This is a genomic window from Bradyrhizobium sp. USDA 4452 (assembly GCF_054063575.1).
In genome coordinates this window covers 2751115-2769980 of record NZ_JBSSGK010000001.1, presented here as the reverse complement: position 1 = coordinate 2769980, position 18866 = coordinate 2751115, and the positions used below count along the sequence as shown (strand labels likewise).

At 65.2% G+C, this 18866-nt stretch carries 18 protein-coding genes; 3 read left to right on the top strand and 15 right to left on the bottom strand.

Annotated elements, in window-relative coordinates; translation table 11 throughout:
- Positions 1–66 precede the first annotated feature (66 nt).
- Complete coding sequence (locus ACVISU_RS13280) at positions 67–633, top strand: c-type cytochrome (RefSeq protein ID WP_244521966.1); 567 nt, start codon at positions 67–69, stop codon at positions 631–633.
- 14 nt (positions 634–647) lie between these two features.
- Here the strand turns inward: ACVISU_RS13280 and ACVISU_RS13275 are convergent, their stop codons facing one another.
- Positions 648–1562, bottom strand: a complete 915-nt coding sequence (locus tag ACVISU_RS13275; RefSeq protein ID WP_050402557.1) for an ankyrin repeat domain-containing protein — start codon at positions 1560–1562, stop codon at positions 648–650.
- A 117-nt stretch (positions 1563–1679) separates the two neighbouring features.
- Positions 1680–2579, bottom strand: coding sequence for a class A beta-lactamase (gene bla, locus ACVISU_RS13270; protein WP_456707235.1), 900 nt, complete (start codon positions 2577–2579; stop codon positions 1680–1682).
- Positions 2580–2678: 99 nt separating this feature from the next.
- Between bla and ACVISU_RS13265 the strand changes: the two genes are divergently transcribed.
- A complete protein-coding gene (locus ACVISU_RS13265) occupies positions 2679–3641 on the top strand; it encodes a LysR substrate-binding domain-containing protein (RefSeq protein WP_456707234.1) in 963 nt (320 codons plus the stop codon).
- 188 nt (positions 3642–3829) lie between these two features.
- On the opposite strand, the gene ACVISU_RS13260 is transcribed toward ACVISU_RS13265, so the two are convergent.
- From ACVISU_RS13260 to ACVISU_RS13235, 6 genes are all read right to left on the bottom strand, one after another.
- Positions 3830–4798, bottom strand: a complete 969-nt coding sequence (locus ACVISU_RS13260) for an ABC transporter ATP-binding protein (protein ID WP_456707233.1) — start codon at positions 4796–4798, stop codon at positions 3830–3832.
- Positions 4795–5775, bottom strand: a complete 981-nt coding sequence (locus tag ACVISU_RS13255) for an ABC transporter ATP-binding protein (RefSeq protein ID WP_456710818.1) — start codon at positions 5773–5775, stop codon at positions 4795–4797. The genes ACVISU_RS13260 and ACVISU_RS13255 overlap by 4 nt, the downstream gene beginning before the upstream one ends.
- Positions 5772–6689, bottom strand: coding sequence for an ABC transporter permease (locus tag ACVISU_RS13250; RefSeq protein WP_050402552.1), 918 nt, complete (start codon positions 6687–6689; stop codon positions 5772–5774). Before ACVISU_RS13250 ends, ACVISU_RS13255 begins: the two co-directional genes overlap by 4 nt.
- Positions 6655–7611 carry an ABC transporter permease gene (locus tag ACVISU_RS13245; protein ID WP_456707232.1) on the bottom strand — a complete coding sequence of 319 codons (957 nt, stop codon included), beginning with the start codon at positions 7609–7611 and terminating at the stop codon, positions 6655–6657. The genes ACVISU_RS13250 and ACVISU_RS13245 overlap by 35 nt, the downstream gene beginning before the upstream one ends.
- 252 nt (positions 7612–7863) lie before the next feature.
- Positions 7864–9654 carry a peptide ABC transporter substrate-binding protein gene (locus ACVISU_RS13240; RefSeq protein ID WP_050402551.1) on the bottom strand — a complete coding sequence of 597 codons (1791 nt, stop codon included), beginning with the start codon at positions 9652–9654 and terminating at the stop codon, positions 7864–7866.
- Positions 9655–10049: 395 nt separating this feature from the next.
- Positions 10050–11468 (bottom strand): M20 family metallopeptidase, encoded by a 1419-nt coding sequence (locus ACVISU_RS13235; RefSeq protein ID WP_456707231.1) that lies wholly within the window; start codon positions 11466–11468, stop codon positions 10050–10052.
- 202 nt (positions 11469–11670) lie between these two features.
- Between ACVISU_RS13235 and ACVISU_RS13230 the strand changes: the two genes are divergently transcribed.
- Entirely contained in the window at positions 11671–13032 is a 1362-nt protein-coding gene (locus ACVISU_RS13230) for a metallophosphoesterase family protein (protein ID WP_456707230.1), read from the top strand.
- A 54-nt stretch (positions 13033–13086) separates the two neighbouring features.
- Here the strand turns inward: ACVISU_RS13230 and ACVISU_RS13225 are convergent, their stop codons facing one another.
- The 7 genes from ACVISU_RS13225 to ACVISU_RS13195 all read right to left on the bottom strand — a co-directional run bounded on the left by ACVISU_RS13225 (position 13087) and on the right by ACVISU_RS13195 (position 18502).
- A complete protein-coding gene (locus ACVISU_RS13225) occupies positions 13087–13299 on the bottom strand; it encodes a hypothetical protein (RefSeq protein ID WP_456707229.1) in 213 nt (70 codons plus the stop codon).
- Positions 13300–13666: 367 nt separating this feature from the next.
- Positions 13667–14041: a response regulator transcription factor gene (locus ACVISU_RS13220; protein WP_456707228.1), complete on the bottom strand. Its 375-nt coding sequence runs from the start codon at positions 14039–14041 to the stop codon at positions 13667–13669.
- Positions 14038–14904, bottom strand: coding sequence for a S1C family serine protease (locus ACVISU_RS13215; protein WP_456707227.1), 867 nt, complete (start codon positions 14902–14904; stop codon positions 14038–14040). The genes ACVISU_RS13220 and ACVISU_RS13215 overlap by 4 nt, the downstream gene beginning before the upstream one ends.
- Positions 14905–15008: 104 nt before the next feature.
- Positions 15009–15134 (bottom strand): hypothetical protein, encoded by a 126-nt coding sequence (locus ACVISU_RS13210; protein ID WP_456707226.1) that lies wholly within the window; start codon positions 15132–15134, stop codon positions 15009–15011.
- 86 nt (positions 15135–15220) lie between these two features.
- Positions 15221–15934: a response regulator gene (locus tag ACVISU_RS13205; RefSeq protein WP_456707225.1), complete on the bottom strand. Its 714-nt coding sequence runs from the start codon at positions 15932–15934 to the stop codon at positions 15221–15223.
- Positions 15931–17556 carry a sensor histidine kinase gene (locus ACVISU_RS13200; protein ID WP_456707224.1) on the bottom strand — a complete coding sequence of 542 codons (1626 nt, stop codon included), beginning with the start codon at positions 17554–17556 and terminating at the stop codon, positions 15931–15933. The genes ACVISU_RS13205 and ACVISU_RS13200 overlap by 4 nt, the downstream gene beginning before the upstream one ends.
- Positions 17557–17899: 343 nt before the next feature.
- Complete coding sequence (locus ACVISU_RS13195; RefSeq protein ID WP_456707223.1) at positions 17900–18502, bottom strand: hypothetical protein; 603 nt, start codon at positions 18500–18502, stop codon at positions 17900–17902.
- Positions 18503–18866 lie beyond the last annotated feature (364 nt).

Here is an 18866-nt window from a genome sequence, read left to right as displayed (position 1 = left end):
GCATGGATTGCTTCGTCGCTTTCGCTCCTCGCAATGACGGGAATCATAACCCGTTCGGATCAGGTGATGCTCGGTAAACAGATGATGTGCGGCGCGGCGTTGCTGCTGATGGCGGGGCAGGCGCGGGCAGAGACAATCGAGGACAAGGTTGCGGTCTGCGCCGGTTGCCACGGCGAGGCCGGCAAGCCCATCGACAAGACCATTCCGACGATCTGGGGCCAGCAGGCCGGCTATCTCTACATCCAGCTCCGGGATTTCAAGCGCGGCGATCGCAAGAGCGAGATCATGCAGCCGATCGCGACCCAGTTCGAGCGCGACGACATGCTGGCGATCGCGGAATATTTCTCGCAGAAGCCATGGCCGGACCTCGGCCAGCCGCGGGCGCCCAAGGACGTCGCGGCGAAGGCGCTCAGCGCCAGCGCTTCGGTCGGCTGCCCGGCCTGCCACCTCGATCGCTTCCAGGGTGACGGCACGGTGCCACGGCTTGCCGGGATGGGGCGGGACTACCTCGCCAAGACAATCGCCGATTTCCGCACCCGCGCGCGCGGCAACAATCCCGGCATGTCCGACCTCATGATCGCGACGTCGCCCGACGACCTCGCCGCGCTGGTCGAGTATCTGGCGGGGCTGTGAGCGGCGCCGCCGTCTCAGTGCGGTGTCAGCTCTTCGCGCAGCGCCGAGAGGATGGTGAGATCGGCGGCGTGCTTGCCGGCCTTGTCGGCCAGCGCCGCATCGGCGCCGTGGGCGAGCAGCGCTTTGGCGATCGCCGGATGGTTGCCCTCGGCGGCGATCATCAGCGCTGTGCGTCCCCGCGCATCGCGTTCGTCGACCTTGGCGCCCGCGTCCAGCAGATACGCGACGACCTCGAGCGCCTGCGCCTCCGGCACGGTCTCATCCGGTCCGGCCGCCCACATCAGCAGCGTTAGGTCGTTGGCGTAGCGCGCGTTGATGTCGATATCGAGCGCGAGCAGCTGCTTGACGATACCGAGCTGGCCGCCGGCCGCCGCATAGACGACCGGCGGCTTGCCGGTGTCGTCGGGCTTGCGGCCGTCGGCGCCGTGCGCCAGCAGCATGCGCACCACCATGTCCCGGCCGGCATAGGCGGCGGCCGCGACCGCCGAGGCGCCGCTGCGTCCGGTGAGATTGACGTCGGCGCCGCGGTCGATCAGCCGCTGCACGATCGCGACATGGCCGCGCTCGGCGGCAAGATACAGCGCGGTCGATCCTGCGAGGTTGCGGGCATCGACCGGCGCGCCACGGGCAAGCAGCAGGTCGACCATGTCGAGATGGCCGGAGCGGGCAGCGTGGCTCAGCGGTCTTGCACCGAGCCGGTCCCGTGCATCGACCGAGGCGCCGCCATCGAGCAGGGCGGTGGCGAGATTGATGCAATCGGCGTTGGCGGCAGCGAACAAGGTCAGCGAGATCTCGATCGCGCTGAGCTGGGCCTTGTCGGTTTCGTATTTGCGGATCAGCTCGCGGCAGCGTGCCGGGTCGGCCGCAGCAAAGCCGCTGTGAACGTGGCCTGCGACAAGCAGCGCGGCGAGGGCGATGCGGCGATACAAGACGTGTCCTCCGGATGGCCTGCTATCAGCATCGCCATTCGGATTCAGCGTCGCATGATCCTTCGTTGCTGCCAAGCCGCGCAGCGATGGGATGCCGCACGGCTGCGTCCTGCGGCTCTAGCCGGACTGTCCGGTACTCGCATTCGCAACGGCGCGCGCGACATTGGCGATCACCTCGTTGCATTTCTCCATGGGCGCACTTGCCCCGGTCAGGTAGACCGTCACCACGATCGGCTTGCGGCCGGGCGGCCAGAATACGCCGATATCGTTATAGGTGCCGCGCTCGCCGGTGCCGGTCTTGTCGCCGACCCGCCAGTCGCGCGGCACGCCGGCGCGCAGCCTTGCGTCACCGGTCTTGTTGGCCACCATCCAATCCGCCAGCTTCTGGCGCGAGGCGGCCTGCAGGACATCGCCGATCACCACGCGCTGCAGATTCTTCAGCATCGCAACAGGGCTCGTCGTGTCGCGCGGGTCGCCTGATACGCCCTCGTTCAGCGCCAGCTCCCAGCGGTCGAGCCGGCTCACATTGTCGCCGATGGTGCGGAAGAACGCGGTGAGGCCGGCCGGCCCGCCGATCTCGCGCAGGATCATGTTGCCCGCGGTGTTGTCGCTCCGCGTGATCGCAGCCTCGCAGAGTTCGGCGAGCGTCATGCCCGACTCGACATGGTCCTTGGTGACAGGCGAATTGGCCAAGATATCTTTGGCCTCGAACCGCACGCGCTGGTCGAGGCTGGATTCACCTCGATCGACCCGGAGCAGTACCGCGGCCGAGGCCAGTGCCTTGAAGGTGCTGCACATCGGGAACCGCTCGTCGCCGCGCAGGCTGGCGCGGAATCCGGTTTCCATGTCGAGCGCGGCGACGCCGAGCCGGCCGCTGGTTGCGAGCTCGATGCGCGCAAACTCGTCCTGCAGCCGCTGCGCCGGCCCGCTCGGTCCCGCCGCTGCACTCTGTCGCGCCAGGGTGCAAGAAACCGCAAGGCCCAGCGCGCGCAATCCCAATGTCCGTCTCGTCAGCATCTCTCGTCTCCGTTGGCGGCGCGAACCTGCCGGGCGGCGTGACGGAGCACAAACAATCATTTATACAACGAGGCATGAGAAAAACTTGGTCATGACACCGTGCGCCGGCACCTCCCGCTGAACGCATTACGCGCCTTCGAGGCCTCCGCGCGGCTGCTCAGCTTCACCCGCGCGGGGATGGAGCTGCGCGTGACGCAGACCGCGATCAGTCACCAGGTCAAGCAGCTCGAGGATACGCTCGGCGCGAGCCTGTTTCGCCGCCTGCCGCGCGGGCTGGTGCTCACCGACGAGGGGCTGGCGCTGCTGCCGGTGTTGACCGACGCGCTCGACCGGATCGGGGCTGCGATCGATCGCATCGAAGCCAAGGGCACGCGCGAGGTCGTTACCGTCGGCTGCGTCACGACCTTTGCGACCGGGTGGCTGCTGCAGCGGATCGATCGCTTCAAGCGTGCGCATCCCTATATCGACCTGCGCCTGCTCACCAACAACAACCGCGTCGACATCGCGGGCGACGGGCTCGATCTTGCGCTTCGCTTCGGCGACGGCTCATGGCACGGAACCGAGGCGATCCATCTGCTGTCCACGCCGCTCTCGCCGGTGTGCTGCGCCGATACGGCGGGCCGGCTGCGCAAGCCGTCGGATCTCGCGCAGGAATTCCTGCTGCGCTCCTACCGCGCCGAGGAATGGCCGCTGTGGTTTGCGGTGGCCGGCGCGCCATGCCCGAAGATCCAGGGGCCGATCTTCGACAGTTCGGTTGCGATGGCCGAGGCCGCCGCGCGCGGCGTCGGCGTCGGGCTGGTCCCAACAGCGATGTTCAACAACGAATTGACCTCGGGCCGGCTGGTGCGGCCATTCGCGGCCCAAGTGCCGGCGGGCTCCTATTGGCTGACCTGGCTGAAGTCGCGGGAAGTGACGCCCGGCATGCGCGCCTTCCGCGACTGGTTGCTGGATACGCTGCGGGCGGAAGTGAGCGAGACGGAGGACGCGGCAGCGCCTGCACCGCGGCGGAACGCCAAGGCAAAGGCCAGACCGACGCCACTGAGCAAGACCAAGCGGCGTTAGCCTTGGGCGGCATGATTTCAATCATCGTCGCCACTATTTCGGAATTTTCGAATAATGCCGCTGATTTGCCCGACATGTCAAGGGCCGTGTCGAACGCCCGCAGCCGCCGGCTACTGTGCATGGGGTTGTTTTCGATATTTTGGCGGTGCGCCCCCAGCGACGGCTGGCAACCGCATCTGGCGCGTCACCTACGCCAGATGGCACGCCACGGAATGCCCGTTGCTTCCCTCCCGCAGTTCCGGCGCGGTTTGCCGGCAGCGTTCTTCGGCGATCGGGCAACGGGTGTGGAAGTGGCAGCCCTGCGGCGGGTTCATCGGGCTCGGCACGTCGCCCTTCAGGCGGATGCGGTCGCGCTTCGCCTTGGGATCGGCCACCGGCACCGCCGAGAGCAGCGCCTTGGTGTAGGGATGCTGGGGATTGCGGTAGAGATCGCTGGCCTTGGCGAGCTCGACGATGCGGCCGAGATACATCACCGCGACACGGTCGGAGATGTGTTCGACCACAGAGAGATCGTGGGCCACGAACAGATAGGTGAGGTTCAGCTCGGCCTGCAGATCCTCGAGCAGGTTGATGACCTGGGCCTGGATCGAGACGTCGAGCGCCGAGACCGGCTCGTCGCACACGATCAGCTTCGGCTCCAGCGTCAGTGCGCGGGCGATCGCGATGCGCTGGCGCTGGCCGCCGGAGAATTCATGCGGATAGCGCCGCATGTGCTCGGCCTTCAGCCCGACCTTGACCAGAAGGCGCGCGACGCGGTCCTCGCGCTCGCTCGCTGACGTCACGAGATGATGGATGATGAAGGGCTCGGCGAGGATCGCGCCGACCGTCATCCGCGGATTGAGCGAGGCGAACGGGTCCTGGAACACCAGCTGCATGTTGCGCCGCATGGCGCGCAGATCGCCGCCGCCGAGACCAGTCACGCTCTGGCCGTCGAACACGACATCGCCCGAGGTCGGCTCGATCAGGCGCAGCACGCAACGGCCGGTGGTGGACTTGCCGCAGCCGGATTCGCCGACCAGCCCCAGCGTCTCGCCGCGGTTGACCGAGAACGACACGCCGTCGACCGCATAGACCTGGCCGACCTCGCGCGACAGCAGGCCGCCGAGCACCGGAAAGTGCTTCTTCAGATTGGAAACGCGCAGCAGCGGCTCGCTCATGACGCGTCTCCGAGGTGGCAGGCGATGCGATGGCCGGGCGCGATCTCGCGCAGCCGCGGCTCGCGCTCGGTGCAGATGCTCATCGCGTGTTTGCAGCGGGAAGCAAACCGGCAACCGGGCGGCGGGTTGATCAGGATCGGCACCGAGCCGCCGATCGCTTCCAGGCGGGTTTTGTGCTCGGCGTCGAGATCGATGCGCGGGATCGAGCGGATCAGGCCCTGGGTGTAGGGATGGCTTGGATTGCCGAACAGTTCGTCGACCGGCGCCTCTTCCACCACCTTGCCGGCATACATTACGACGACGCGCTGCGCGGTCTCGGCCACCACGCCCATCGCGTGCGTGATCAGCATCACCGCCATGCCGAAGCGTTCCTTCATGTCCTGCAAGAGGTCGAGGATCTGCGCCTGGATGGTGACGTCGAGCGCGGTGGTCGGCTCGTCCGCGATCACGAGCTTGGGCCGGCAGGCCAGCGCCATCGCGATCATCACGCGCTGGCGCATGCCGCCGGAGAACTGGTGCGGATAGTGATGCACGCGGCCCGCGGCATTGGGGATCTGCACCAGCTTCAGCATCTCGACGGTGCGCTCGAGCGCCTGCTTCTTGGTCATCGCCTCGTGGCGGCGCAGGCTTTCGGCGATCTGCTCGCCGATCGTCAGCACCGGATTGAGCGAGGTCATCGGCTCCTGGAAGATGAAGCCGATCTCCTTGGCCCTGATGTCGTCGAGCTCGTGGCTGGTCAGCGGCGCCAGGTCGCGGCCCTCGAACATGATCTCGCCTGCGACGATCTTGCCCGGCGGCATCGCGATCAGCTTTAGGATCGACATCGCGGTGACGGTCTTGCCGCAGCCGGATTCGCCGACCACGCAGAGGGTCTCGCCGCGGTTGATGCTGATGTCGACGCCGTCGACCGCCTGCACGATGCCGTCGTCGGTGGTGAAATGGGTTTTCAGGCCCTTGATGTCGAGCAGCGCCATCAGATCACCTTGCGTGCGTCGAGCGCGTCGCGCAGCCCGTCGCCGATGAAGTTGATGGCGACGACGGCGATGAAGATCGCACCGCCCGGAAACAGCGCCCAATGCGGGCCGATGTCGAGAAAGTCCTTGGCGTCATAGAGGATGCGGCCCCAGGTCGGTGTGTCCGGCGGAAAGCCGAGGCCGAGGAACGAGAGCGTCGATTCGGCGATGATCGCGGCGGCGACGTCGATCGTGCCGGCGATGATCACGGGACCAAGTGCATTGGGCAGGATGTGGCGCACCACCTGGCGCACCGGGCTCGCGCCGAGCGCACGCGCCGCCTCGACGAATTCCTTCTCGCGCAGCGACAGGAACTGGGCGCGCACCAGGCGGGCGACCGGCATCCAGCGCAAGCCGCCGATCACAAGCACGATCAGGATGAAGATGCCGCCCTCCGGGCCGAACACGGCCTTCAGCCCGTCGCGGAACAGATAGATCAGCATCAACAGCAGCGGCAGTTGCGGCAGCGACAGGAACAGGTCGGTCAGCCACATCAGCGCGTAGCCGAGCGGGCCGCGCGACATGCCAGCGAGCGCGCCGATCAGCGTGCCGACGAACACCGAGACCAGCATCGCGGCGAGGCCGACCGCGAGCGAGATGCGGCCGCCATAGATCATGCGGGCCAGCAGGTCTTGGCCGAGATCGTCGGTGCCGAACGGATGCGCCAGCGAGGGGCCCTGCAGGCCTGCCACCACGTCGATGTCGCTGATCGAGACGCGCCAGATGAACGGGCCGATCACCACGGCCGCGATCAAGAGCAGCAGTAGCACGGCGCTGACCACCGCCGGCCGGTGCCGGCGGTAGCGCCGCCAGGTTTCGCGCCAGGGCGAATAGCCGCGCCGCTCAGCGGAAGGAGATGCGAGGGTCAAGCCAGCCATAGAGGACATCTGCAATCAGGTTGAACAGCACCACGAGACACGCGAACACGAAGGTCACGGCCATCACGACCGGCGTATCGTTGGCGAGGATGGAGGAAATCAGCAGCGAGCCGATGCCGGGAATCCGGAAGATCTGCTCGGTGACGATGGCGCCGCCGAACACGGCAGGCATTTGCAATGCGATCAGCGTGACGACCGGGATCATCGCGTTTCGCATCACATGCTTGACGATCACCTTGGCCTGCCCGAGCCCCTTGGCGCGCGCGGTGGTGACATAGTCGAGGCGGATCACGTCGAGCATCGCCGAGCGCACGAAGCGGGTCATCGACGCCGCCTGGAACAGGCCGAGCACCATCACTGGCATGATGGCCTGCCGGATCATCTCGAGGGCCCATTTGATCCCGCTGCCCGGTACGTCGGTGTAGACGAACGGCAGCCAGTCCAGCTTCACCGAGAACACCAGGATGAACAGGATGCCGGTGAAGAAGGTCGGCAGCGAGAAGCCGATGAAGGCGAAGGTGTTGGCGAGCTGGTCGAACAGCGAATAGGGGCGGGTGGCGGCGTAGACGCCGACCGGGATCGCGATCAGCAGCGCCAGCAGTTGCGACGAGCCGACCACGTAGAGCGTGGTCGGCAGTCGTTGCAGGATCAGCGTATCGACATTGATCCGGCTGACGAAGGAGAAGCCCCAGTCGCCCTGCGCCATCGCCACGAGCCAGTGCAGGTAGCGGAGATAGATCGGATCGTCGAGCCCGAACTTGGTGCGCAGCGCGGCCTGCACCTCGGGCGGCACGTTCGGATTGGTCGCGAGCTCGCTGAACGGATCGCCTGGCGCGAGCGCCAGCACGACGAACAGCACGACCGAAATCCCGAGCAGGCTTGGGATCGCGATCATCAGACGGCGCAGGATATACTGACTCATAGAGAGATCATCTAACTAACGCTCGCACCTTGAGCACGTTGATCTTACTTTCAGTCGAAAGGCGAGCTTCACCTCGCCCCGCGTACGGGGAGAGGTCGGAATTCAAGCACGGCTTGAATGCCGGGTGAGAGGGACTCTCCACGAACTCATCTCTCACGGTATTGGCAGTTCGAGCCCCTCACCCTAACCCTCTCCCCGCAAGGACGGGGAGAGGGAAGAGATGCACCGGTTCGACGCTGTACCCGTCACGTCTTAAGTTTCACGATACCAGTCTTGCAGATTGTCGGTCTGGTTGGCCCAGCCGGAGAGCGCGGGCCGCACCGTGTTGGAGCAGGCTTCCACCGCGAGCCGATGCATCACGGGGATCATCACGTTGTCCTGCCACATCAGATCGTTGCACTTGATGTAGAGATCGGCGCGCTTGATCGGATCGGTCTCGGTATCGGCGGCATCGACCGCGGCGTCGTAATCCTTGTTGACCCAGCGCGGAAAGTTCGGTCCCTGCCACTTGTTCTCCTTGGTGGCGACGTTGCGCGAATGATAGCGGCGCATGTGCAGGGCCGGATCGGGCTGCGTCATCGGGATCTGGAACATCTCGATGTCGGCATAGAAATGGGCGTAGGTGTCGGGGTTGGCGACGTCGGAGGAGAAGAACACCGAGGCCACCACCGATTTCAACTCGACGTCGATGCCGGCCTTCTGGCAGGCCTGCTTGACGATCGCTTGGGTCTTCTGCCGCGGCCCGTTGATCGAGGTCTGGTAGAGAAGTTTGAGCTTCTTGCCGTCCTTCTCGCGGATGCCATCGGAGCCCGCCTTCCAGCCGGCTTCCTCGAGCAGCGCGCTCGCCTTCTCGACCGAGAACTCCCATTTGGTGTTCTTGGAGACGAACTCTTCGGGGCCGTTGAGATAGTTGGCGGTGGCGCGGCCGGCGCGGCCGTAGATCACCTTCTTGATGGATTCGCGGTCGACCAGGAGGGCGAGCGCCTGGCGCACGCGCGGGTCGGACAGAATCGGATGCTTGGTCTTCATCGACGAGCGTTCGCCGTCGACCTCGGTGTTGGGGTCGGTGAAGTTGATGGCGATGAATTCGATGTCGCCGCCGACGGCATAGAGCGTCTTGCCCTTGCCGCCCTTCTCCAGCCGCAGCAGCACTTCGTCCTCGACCTGAATATTCCAGGCGAAATCATATTCGCCGGTCTGGATCACCGCGCGCGCCGCCGACACCGCGTCACCGCCGCCCTTCATCTCGATCGTGTCGAAATAGGGCCGGTTCGCCATGTGGTAGTCTTGATTGATCTCGCCGCGGATCAGGTCGCCCGGCTTGAATTCGATGAACTTGTAGGGTCCGGTGCCGACCGGCTTCAGATTGGTCGGCGCCTCGCGCGACTTGCCGCCCTTGAACTCGGCGAACAGGTGTTTCGGAATGACGCAGCCATAGGCGCCGACGAATGCGTTGGCCCAGAACGGCGTCGGATCCTTGAACTTGATGCGGACCGTGAGGTCGTCGACCTTCTCCACTGTCATGCCGGCGTAGGTCGCACTCGAGACCGCGGCCGTCGCCGGGTCGCTGGCATATTCGTATGTGAAGACGACGTCGTCGGCGCTGAACGGTTTCCCGTCATGCCATTTGACGCCGGGCTTGAGTTTCCAGACCACCGATTTGGCGTCGGCGGCAAGGCCGCCATTCTGGATCGAGGGGATCTCGGCGGCGAGGATCGGGTTGAGATGGCCGTCGACATCCCAGCTGGCCAGCGGCTCGTAGAAGATGCGCGAGCCATCCTGGTCCTTGGTGCCGGTGGCGAAGTGCGGATTGAGCAGCGTCGGGCCCTGCCACCACAACAGCTTCAGCGGACCGCCGCCGCCGCGCTTGGTCGGCTTGTAGGGGTTGGGGCTCTGCGCCATCGCGACGCCGCCGATCGCCAGAATCTGGTTAGCCAACGGCGCGGTGAGGCCGACGGCAACCATTCGCTTGACGAAGGCGCGGCGGTCCATCCGCCCGTCCCTTACGTCGTCGATCATCCCGCGCAGATTGTTGTCGAACATTGTCCCCTCGGTCCGGCTCACGTGAGATTGCGGCGGACCGTGGAACCGGCCGCCGTGCTGGCGGCAGATGGCACACCGAATGACCGCGAAGGTCAACGTCTCCAACGCCACAGGGCCTAGGTCTTTTGGCTATCGCTTGTGCAGAACGGCTCCGCATCGCACATCGGTTCGGCATTTCGGCGCCAAAGCGCGGCTGCGCACGCCTCGCAGTGCGGAAAATTTGTTCGTTATCCTTTGTTCTGAGATGCTTTCCTGCCACACGGGCGCGCTTTCGAGCGAAGTGGATATCGTGCAGACTAGAAATCCAAGGCCCCGTTCCGATTGGATCGGAACGGGATCGGCGCTCGCCGGGTCCCGCGCATCGAAGCGCAGGTCCGGCCCGTCATGTGCGGCGCTCAGGCGACCGACATGTCCAACGGCGGTGCAACATTCGCCGGCAGCGGACTGACATAGGGCGTCCGGGTGGTCCGCTTCGTGAGGTCCGCCTTGGCGGCCGCGATCAGCTCCGGCTCCATCAGCGCCTTGACGCCAAGGCCGGCCATCGCCTTGGCCGCCTGCACCATCGCCTTGTGCGCGGCCGCCGTCTTGCCCTGCGCCACAACCTGCCAGGTGTGGAACGGCGTGCCGATTGCAACCGTCGGTGCATGAACCTGCACCGTCGGCACCACCCAGCTGACGTCGCCGACATCGGTCGAGCCGATCAGCGGATTGCGCTTGGCGTCGATCGGTACCAGGAAATCGGCCAGCGGCCGGTCGGTCGGCTCCATGCCGATCGCGTAATAGACCGAGGCGATGTCCTTGTCGGTCAGGGTCGCGCGGATCTTGCCGGCGAAATCCTTGTCGGCATCGTCGAAATGCGGCGGGCCGAGATCTTCCATAATCTGGTGCAGCGTCCGCTCCAGCGGCGTGTTGGGCAGGATGTTGGAGACCGCGGAGATGATCTTCATCTCGACCTTGGTCTCGGTCATCAGGGCAGCGCCTTGCGCGATCTTGTGCACGCGCTCGACCAGCTCGTTCATGCCGGGCAGGTCTCGGGCGCGGATCGAGTAGCGCACGCGGGCATGGGCCTGCACCACGTTGGGTGCAATGCCGCCGGTGTCGAGCAGCGCATAGTGCACCCGGGCATCGCTCGGCATGTGCTCGCGCATGTAGTTGACGCCGACATTCATCAATTCCACTGCATCGAGCGCGCTGCGGCCGAGATGCGGCGAGGCCGCCGCATGCGATGTCCGCCCGGTGAAGATGAAATCGGCGCGGGTATTGGCGAGCGACGGCGTCACCGCGACTTCCCAGAAACTGTGCGGATGCCAGGTGATGGCGATGTCGGCGTCCTCGAATGCGCCAGAGCGCACCATGAAAGCCTTTGCCGCGCCGCCTTCCTCGGCAGGACAGCCGTAATAGCGCACCCGGCCCGGCACCTTGTTGGCGGCGAGCCAATCCTTCACCGCTGTCGCGGCGAGCAGCGCGGAGGAGCCGAGCAGATTGTGGCCGCAGCCATGGCCGTGACCGCCGGTCTCGACCGGACGAGGTTCGGCAATTCCGGCCTCCTGGCTGAGGCCGGGCAGGGCGTCATATTCGCCGAGGAAGGCGATCACAGGTCCACCCTCGCCCCATTCGCCCATCACCGCGGTCGGAATGTCGGCGAGGTTTTCGGTGATGCGGAAACCGTGATGCCGCAGTTCGGCCAGATGTTCGGCGGATGAGCGCGCCTCGGTGTAGCAGACCTCGGGCATCGCCCAGACCCGGTCGCTCAATTCGATGAAACGCCGCTTGATCGCGTCGACGCCGCGCCAAACATCATTACGGTTGTCCATTTGCTCCGATCCTCAAAAGGCAATCTGAAGCGCGAAACGCTAGCAGCTTGGCGCAACGCCGCCTAGCGGGCGCGAGCAGACCTGCATTTCCGGGGCGTCACGTCTTGGTGTGCGTGATGGCGTTTGGCGGGCGCCGATGCCTGCCTTGAGCGATCAGCCTGCCTTCCTCTATGATGTGGCTCGCGAGGACGTGGCCCGAACCATGCATGATGCAATTCCGTCTCTGTTGCCGAGAAATCCGGGCCATCATTTCGTGATCTATGCCGACGCCTGTTCGGGCGTCGCGGGTGCACTGCATGAGCGCACCTTCGCGTCGGTGAACAGTGTGGTCCGCCGGCTGCATCCTGCGCCCGAATTCATCCTCTTTCCCGGCGACGAGATCATCGGCCTCACTGCCGATACGGATGCCTTGCGCGCGCAGTGGCGGCATTGGTTCGAGGTCGAAATGGGCTGGCTCGACCGCCATGCGGTGCCGCTGTGGCACACGACCGGCAATCACACCACCTATGACGAGATGAGCGAGGCTGTGTTCCGCGAGGTGCTGCAGCTGCCGCGCAATGGTCCGCCCGGTCAGGAGGGCCTGTCCTACTGGGTCCGCCGCGGCGATCTCCTGTTGGTGTTCGTGCACACGCTGTGGAGCGGGTTGGGCGGCGAGGGGCACGTCGAGACCGATTGGCTGAAAGAGGTGCTCGAACAACACAGGGACGCCAGGCACAAACTGGTGCTGGGTCATCATCCCGTGTACCCGATCAACGGCTTCGGCGGCAGCTATCAGCGCGAGATCGGCCACGAATACAGTGCGCGCTTCTGGGACATCCTGGTCGGCGCCGGCGTGACCGCCTATCTGTGCAGCCATATCCTCGCATTCGATGTTCAGGCCCATCGCGGCGTGCTGCAGATCTGCACGGCAGGCGCCGGCACCGCGCACCGGATGCCCGAAGGCGTCGAGTATCTGCATTGCGTGCAGGCGGCGCTCGACGAGAACGGTCTTCGCTATCAGGTGCTCGACACCGAAGGCGCCGTGCGCGAGCGGCTCTTATGGCCGCTGCCATCTCTCGACCACGCCGCATGGTCGCCATTGCCGCACGGGACCAGCCCTGCGCCACTGTCCGGAATGCCGGCGCCCGCGACGGTCGTCGCTCTGAGATTGTCGGGCCGCACAGCCGCGCGAAGCGCCGCGCCGCAAACGCTGCTCTGCACGCCGGTGCCGGACATGATCGCGCCGCTCTGGCTCGGCCTGCGCGGGCCGGCCCAGACGCTCACCTTGATCCTCGGGCGCGAGCGCGGGCGCAGTCCGCATTACTGGGTCGGTCCCGATTTCGGCGATGCGCGGGATTTCGACCTCGACATCGCCCTCTATCCGGACATGGGACCGGGGGGCGTGCTGTGGCGACGCCGCGGTGACATCAGCTGGACGTCGTTCGCGGCGATATCGGCGACGGGGCTCGAGCAATTGTCGTGGCCCGCGCTCTGGAGCGTCGGGTGCGGCGAGCGTGGACCGGACGACAGGCGATATGCCGGGCCGCGCCTCGACGTTGCTGCGACCGTGATCGCATTGTCGTGAGCCAAAATAAGCGGCGACCGCCCGGTTGAGAAGCGGAGCCAGGATGCGGATGGTCTAATCAGGCTTCTTCGGCTTGTCGCGTTCCGCGCTTTTCAATTCGCGATCGATCAGCGTGCAGACCCGCCGCTGCGCCAGCAGGCCGAGCCGCACGCGCGTGGTGCCGTGCTTGACCTTGCCGTTGATTTCGAATGACCAGCTCCAGAGGTCGGGTTCGATGTTGGTGAGCGTGTATTGAATGTTCCGATGACGATCGATCAGCTTCTTCATGCCGTTTCTTCTTGTTGGCTGAAGATTGCATAGCGAGATCAAGAAGGCGTCTGTATCCGGACGACTACCTACACAATTGGTCTAAGCGTCCGCGTGACGGAATTTTCCACAATCACTGAGTGGGGGGCGTCGTCCAGTGGTTGCGTGATCATGTCGCGAGAATGTTGGTACACGGCAGCTGCGCCACCTGCTCGGTGTCGTCCCTGCGAAAGCAGGGACCCATAACCACGAATGGTTATTGGTGGACGAACGTCGGAACGACGAGTCCCCTCAACAACGACGGCCGCGGAGTATGGGTCCCTGCTTTCGCAGGGACGACGGGGGGACAGATATCAATCCGCCAGCATCAACCGTGTACGTCCCACCCTCACAAATTGATCACGCCGCGCCGCGCCGCATGCGCCACCGCGTCGGTGCGGCCGGTGGCGTCGAGCTTGTCGAGCAGGGAGCCGACATGAAACTTGGCGGTGTGGACCGAGATCCCGAGCCGCTGCGCGATCATCTTGTTGGATGCGCCTTCGGCCAGCAGCGCCAGCACGTCGAGTTCGCGCGGCGTCAGTTCGAAGTCGACGCCGCCTGCGGTCTCGCGGTTGCGTGCGACGATCGCAGCCGTCGCCTGTTCGCCCGGCGCGGCAAGCCGCAGGCCGGCGACGCTGCCGAGCAACGTCGCCAGCCGGTCGGCGAGTGCGGGGTCGTCGACCTCGAGTGCGATCACGATATCGGCGGCGGGCTCGCTGCTCACGTCTCGGGCCTTTCGCCGACCGTCACCTTGAAGTTCAGTGGCTCGCCGCCGCGATGCACGGTGAGCTCGATGACGGTGCCGACGCTCTGCGGCCCGAGGCCGCGCGACAGTGCCCGCACGCCGGACAGCTTCTCGCCGTTGACGGCAATGATCACGTCGCCCTGGCGGATGCCGGCGGCAGCCGACGGGCCGGCCTTGTCGACATTCATCACCATCGCGCCGAGGCCGTCGTCGAGCCGCACCGGTTGCAGCCCGACGCCGAGATATCCGCGCGCGATGCGGCCGCTCTTCTCGAGCTGGGCTGCGACCCGCTCGATGGTCGCGGCCGGGATCGTCAGCACGCGGCGCGGGCCGAGCACCGCCATGCCGAACGGCGCGCCTGCGGCATTCAACGCCAATCCGCCCTGCTGGCTGTGCCGCAGCCGGACGTCGAGCTCGATCCGCGCGTCGATCTCGCCGCCGCGCAGGCTGCGCCAGGCGGGGCCCGACCGCGAGACCATGCCGAGCCGCCCGATCGGCGCGCCGCGGTCGGCCGCGACGATGACCGCGAGCGATCCGAGCGCGGGGATGTCGGTCGACAGCTTGATCGGCGCGACGTCGCCGTCGACGCGCAGCAGCGCGATGTCGGTGGTGTGGTCGCGTCCGGCGACGGCGGCCTGCCTGCGGCTGCCGTCAGCGAACTGGATTTCGACCTCGCCGTCGTCGGCGAGCGCTTCGTCGGCGGTGACGATCAGGCCGGTCTTCCAGGCGAAGCCGGAGGCGCGCGCGCGATGCGAATGTACGGAGACGATCGCAGGCGCGGCGCGCGCAATGGTCTCGGAAAGGGATGATGACAGCGAGGCGAGCGTGGTCGGTTCGGTCATGGGAAACTCCGTTGGCTTCCCCCAATCTGGGATGTTGCGGCCGGCGGTGAAACTGGCCGGATGGGCAGGGCCGGGACGCGGAACTTCCACGGAGCCCGAACCGCTCAGCTGCGGTCCCGGCTCTTCCGGCCGAACACCGCGAAGCCGACGACGAGCGCGACCACGATCAGCATCCAGTTCTGACCCTCGAAGCCGAGGAAGTGAAACGGTTGAATCAGGAACTGCACCATGTGCCCCTTTTCCGGGCACGCTAAGCCTTTCTCGGTCGGAATTATATTTTTTTTGTATATATCCGGACCGGAGGCCGTTGGGGTCGTTAGTCCGCCACGCTGGTCTCCAGGCGGTTTTCCAGCCGATAGCCTACCCCGGACTCTGTTACCAGCAGGCGAGGCTGGTTGGGGTCGGCCTCGATCTTCTGGCGCAGCTTGCGCACCAGGATGCGCAGATACTGGATGTTGTCGCGCTGGTTGCCGGTCCAGATCTCCTTGAGCAGCTGGTCGTGCGTCACCACCAGACCGATATGTACGGCAAGGACGTGCAGCAGGCGGTACTCCTTTCGTGTCAGCTTGATCCTGGCCTGGTTGAGCGAGACGGTCCGGCTGACGAGATCGACCGACAGTGGGCCGGCGACGACGACCGGATTCTCGGTGGCGCTCTTGAAATAGCGGCGCAACGCGGCGTCGCTGCGCGCCAGCAGCTCGGCCATGCCGAACGGCTTGACGACATAATCGTCGGCACCGGCCTGCAGCAGGCGAACCTTCTCGTCCTCGTTGGATTCGACGGAGAGCACGATCACCGGAACGTTGGACCAGGAGCGCAGCCGCTCCAGCGTCTCGCTGCCATGCAGGTCCGGCAGACCGAGATCGAGAATCACGAGGTCGGGCGCGTTGAAGGTCGCGATCTTCAATCCGTCGGCGGCGTTCTCGGCCTCGACCACGGTGAAGCCGTGAATCTCGAACCCGGCGCGCAGAAAGCGGCGGATCTTCGGCTCGTCGTCGATCAGCAGGACGAGGTTACGCGGCTTACTCATCGTCGCAGGTCACCAGTTCCGAATCCGTGGTCTGCGGTGCCGGTAGCAAGATCGATGCCGTCGTCCCCAAGGCCGTGGCCGCGGCTCGCGACCTCGACGCTGCCGCCATGCGCCTTGACGAAGGTCGATGCGATCCAGAAGCCGAGCCCGGAGCCGGGGACGCTCGCCTGGTGCCGCGGGCTGCGGAACGACTTGCGGCCGAGATGGCGCTGCTCGTCCGGTGTGATGCCCACTCCTTGGTCGATGATCGACATTACGACATGCCCGGGAACGTGCCGGGTCTGCACCGAGATCGTCGACCCGGATGGGGAGTATTTGGCGGCGTTCTCGATCAGCTGGCCGCAGGCCTCCGCGACCAGGCCGGAATCGACGTTGAGCAGCGGGAGATCGCCGTCAAATCCGATCTCGACGCGGTGCGCCGCCAGCCGCGGCGCACGTGCCTTGACGGCGGCGTTGACGATGTCGCGCGGGTCGGACCATTCGAGACGAGGCGTCAGCCCGCCGGCCGTAACGCGCGTCGCATTCAGGAGATTGCGGATGTGGCCGTCGAGCCGTGCGACCTCGTCCGAAACCGCCTCGGTCAGCGAGCGCAGCCGTTCGTCGGCATTGACGGCCGGCATCGCGTGCATGACGCTCACCGATCCCTGGATGGCGGCGAGCGGCGAGCAGAGTTCGTGCGAGAGCGTGCCATGGAAGGCGTCGCGCAACAATTCGGCCTGCAGATGCATCCTGGCATCGTCCATCGCCTTGCCGATGTCGAGCCGTTGCAGCGTCAGCGAAACCTCTTCCAGCACTGCCTCGATCCGGCGCGTGCGCGACCTGATCGCGTCGCGCGTCCCGCGCCCGGCATTGATGGCGATGACGCCGTGCACCACGGTCTTCGATCCGACGGCGCGAAGCAGCCAGACCTCCTGGGTTTTTTCATCGATGACGCTGCGATCCGTTGCGCCGAGCGTTGCCGTCATCGCCGCTACGCTCTCCTGCACGGCCGGCGGGGCAGCCCCCAGTTCCGGCGAGGATTCGAAATGACCTCCTGGGGACGCCACGAACAATGCCGCCCGCTGGCCGAGCGTATGCGCCAGATAGTGACTGACGGCGTCGATCAGATCGGAGATGGTGAAGCATGCGGCGAGGCGCTTGGAGAATTCGTAGAGATGTTGGATCTCCCGCTCGCGGCGCCGCAACCTTTCGGTCTCCTGTTGCAGGCGCGAGGCCAGATTGCTGCTCACCAGCGCGACGACGAGGAAGACGAGGAGATCGATGGCCTCCTGCGGACTGTCGACCCGAAGGCTGTAGAGCGGCGCGAAAAAGAAGAAGTCGGCCGCGGTGATTGCGGTCAACGATGCCAGCGTCCCAGCCCAGATACCCCATCGGGTGGCCGCATAGATGATAGGGATCAGATAGGCGATCGGCACCAGATTCGCGGCGATCGGCTCATCGAGCGCAAACAGCAGCGCCGTGACGATGCCGATCGATCCAACCGACCACAGCAGGGGCAGGACGTCGGCCCACATGACCAATTGTGGCCTCGCCTCGAGCGCCGGCGCGAACACATGCTCCGCATCGGCACGTCGCGCGCGGGTATCCGCGAGCCGTTGAAACAGGGTCAGGGAGTAGATCAAGGATTTTGCCTTCGCAGAGCAAGACACCGGAAGATCCTCGTCACGGCCGTCCCGGCCAGCGCGAAATCCGCCCCGGCAACATCCGATGTGAGCGCTGAAGACGCAGGTCCGGCGCCGTCACAATGGCGCATACCCTCGCGAATGGTTCAACGTTCGAACGTCGGCTGCTGCTCCGATGTCACCAACTACCCAGCGATCCGAGCATTCCCCAGGAACGGATAGAAAATCCATGTTGTTGAGGTGGGTGAGAAATATAGAAGAAATAGCCGAAGCGCTCAGGCCATGGTTGCCGGCGCAGCCGGATGGATCAGATGGCGGCAAGAGACGGTGGCGCGAAGCGCCTTCAGTGGCGCTCAAGCAGGGCGGCATCATCCGATTTCTGGAGCATCTCGCTGACATAGCCGAGCGCCAGCCGTTCGCCGACAAGCTCCGGCTTCGACGTGCGGTAAAGGCTGAACTCGCCGGCCCGGCTCGCCCGCGGCGGCGTCAGCTTGGCGATCGCGGCCGAGCTGACATATTTCGGCGGGTAGAGATAAAAGTCCATCAGCGGGGTCTGCGAGCCGCCGGATTGCCGCTTCAGGATCGCATGCGCACTCGCGCCGGCCGCAGGATAGAGTGCGGCCCAGCCTGCAAAGCTGCTTGCCAGAATCTCCAGCGACAGGATCGCCGTCGCGATCTCCACAAAACCCTGGTTGGACTTCTTGGCGCTTCGGCTCGTCGAAGCCTTGCGCAGCCGTTGCCTGAATTCGTGGTGCCGCTCGATGAACGGCCCGAGCCGGGCCCGCCACAGCATGTCGGGCAGGCAGGCGTAGCCATGAATGTCGTGATAGCTCTCGATCAGGTTGCGGCACTGTGCCGTAAGATCGGCCGGCAGGAAGCCGAAATCGACGTCGTTGATCTCGTCGGTGAGAGCGACGTCGTTCGCACCATTTGTAACGTTCGCCACGATGCGCAGCGCTCCATTGCACTCGACGCGAAAGATTCGCTCGATGCCGCGAGCTTAGCCACGAGGCGCGTATATCTTCGATCTCGATTCAAGGTGATCCGCATAGCAATAATATAGCACACGGATCGGATGCCGGCCGAGCTATGGCGGAAATGACACAGGGTTTTGGAAATCTATCGCAACGCAACCCGCGTATGTCGCAAAACGTCAAGATTGCCGCCGGGTTCTTGAGCAGATGCGCGTGCAACTGACGCTTACGCGAGCAAACAACGCGGCGGCAAACGTTTCGGATATTTTATCTTAATGAAAGCGCGAGGAGACCCGTATCGCCTTTTTCTCAACGCCCCACGAATGATGACGCAGA

Excerpts from the sequence above, each read along its gene's own strand:
- ACVISU_RS13280 (WP_244521966.1), top strand. The coding sequence starts at position 67 with ATGCTCGGTAAACAGATGATGTGCGGCGCGGCGTTGCTGCTGATGGCG.
- bla (WP_456707235.1), bottom strand. The coding sequence starts at position 2,579 with ATGCTGACGAGACGGACATTGGGATTGCGCGCGCTGGGCCTTGCGGTT.
- ACVISU_RS13260 (WP_456707233.1), bottom strand. The coding sequence starts at position 4,798 with ATGAGCGAGCCGCTGCTGCGCGTTTCCAATCTGAAGAAGCACTTTCCG.
- ACVISU_RS13250 (WP_050402552.1), bottom strand. The coding sequence starts at position 6,689 with ATGGCTGGCTTGACCCTCGCATCTCCTTCCGCTGAGCGGCGCGGCTAT.
- ACVISU_RS13245 (WP_456707232.1), bottom strand. The coding sequence starts at position 7,611 with ATGAGTCAGTATATCCTGCGCCGTCTGATGATCGCGATCCCAAGCCTG.
- ACVISU_RS13240 (WP_050402551.1), bottom strand. The coding sequence starts at position 9,654 with ATGTTCGACAACAATCTGCGCGGGATGATCGACGACGTAAGGGACGGG.
- ACVISU_RS13235 (WP_456707231.1), bottom strand. The coding sequence starts at position 11,468 with ATGGACAACCGTAATGATGTTTGGCGCGGCGTCGACGCGATCAAGCGG.
- ACVISU_RS13230 (WP_456707230.1), top strand. The coding sequence starts at position 11,671 with ATGCATGATGCAATTCCGTCTCTGTTGCCGAGAAATCCGGGCCATCAT.
- ACVISU_RS13225 (WP_456707229.1), bottom strand. The coding sequence starts at position 13,299 with ATGAAGAAGCTGATCGATCGTCATCGGAACATTCAATACACGCTCACC.
- ACVISU_RS13215 (WP_456707227.1), bottom strand. The coding sequence starts at position 14,904 with ATGACCGAACCGACCACGCTCGCCTCGCTGTCATCATCCCTTTCCGAG.
- ACVISU_RS13210 (WP_456707226.1), bottom strand. The coding sequence starts at position 15,134 with ATGGTGCAGTTCCTGATTCAACCGTTTCACTTCCTCGGCTTCGAGGGT.
- ACVISU_RS13205 (WP_456707225.1), bottom strand. The coding sequence starts at position 15,934 with ATGAGTAAGCCGCGTAACCTCGTCCTGCTGATCGACGACGAGCCGAAG.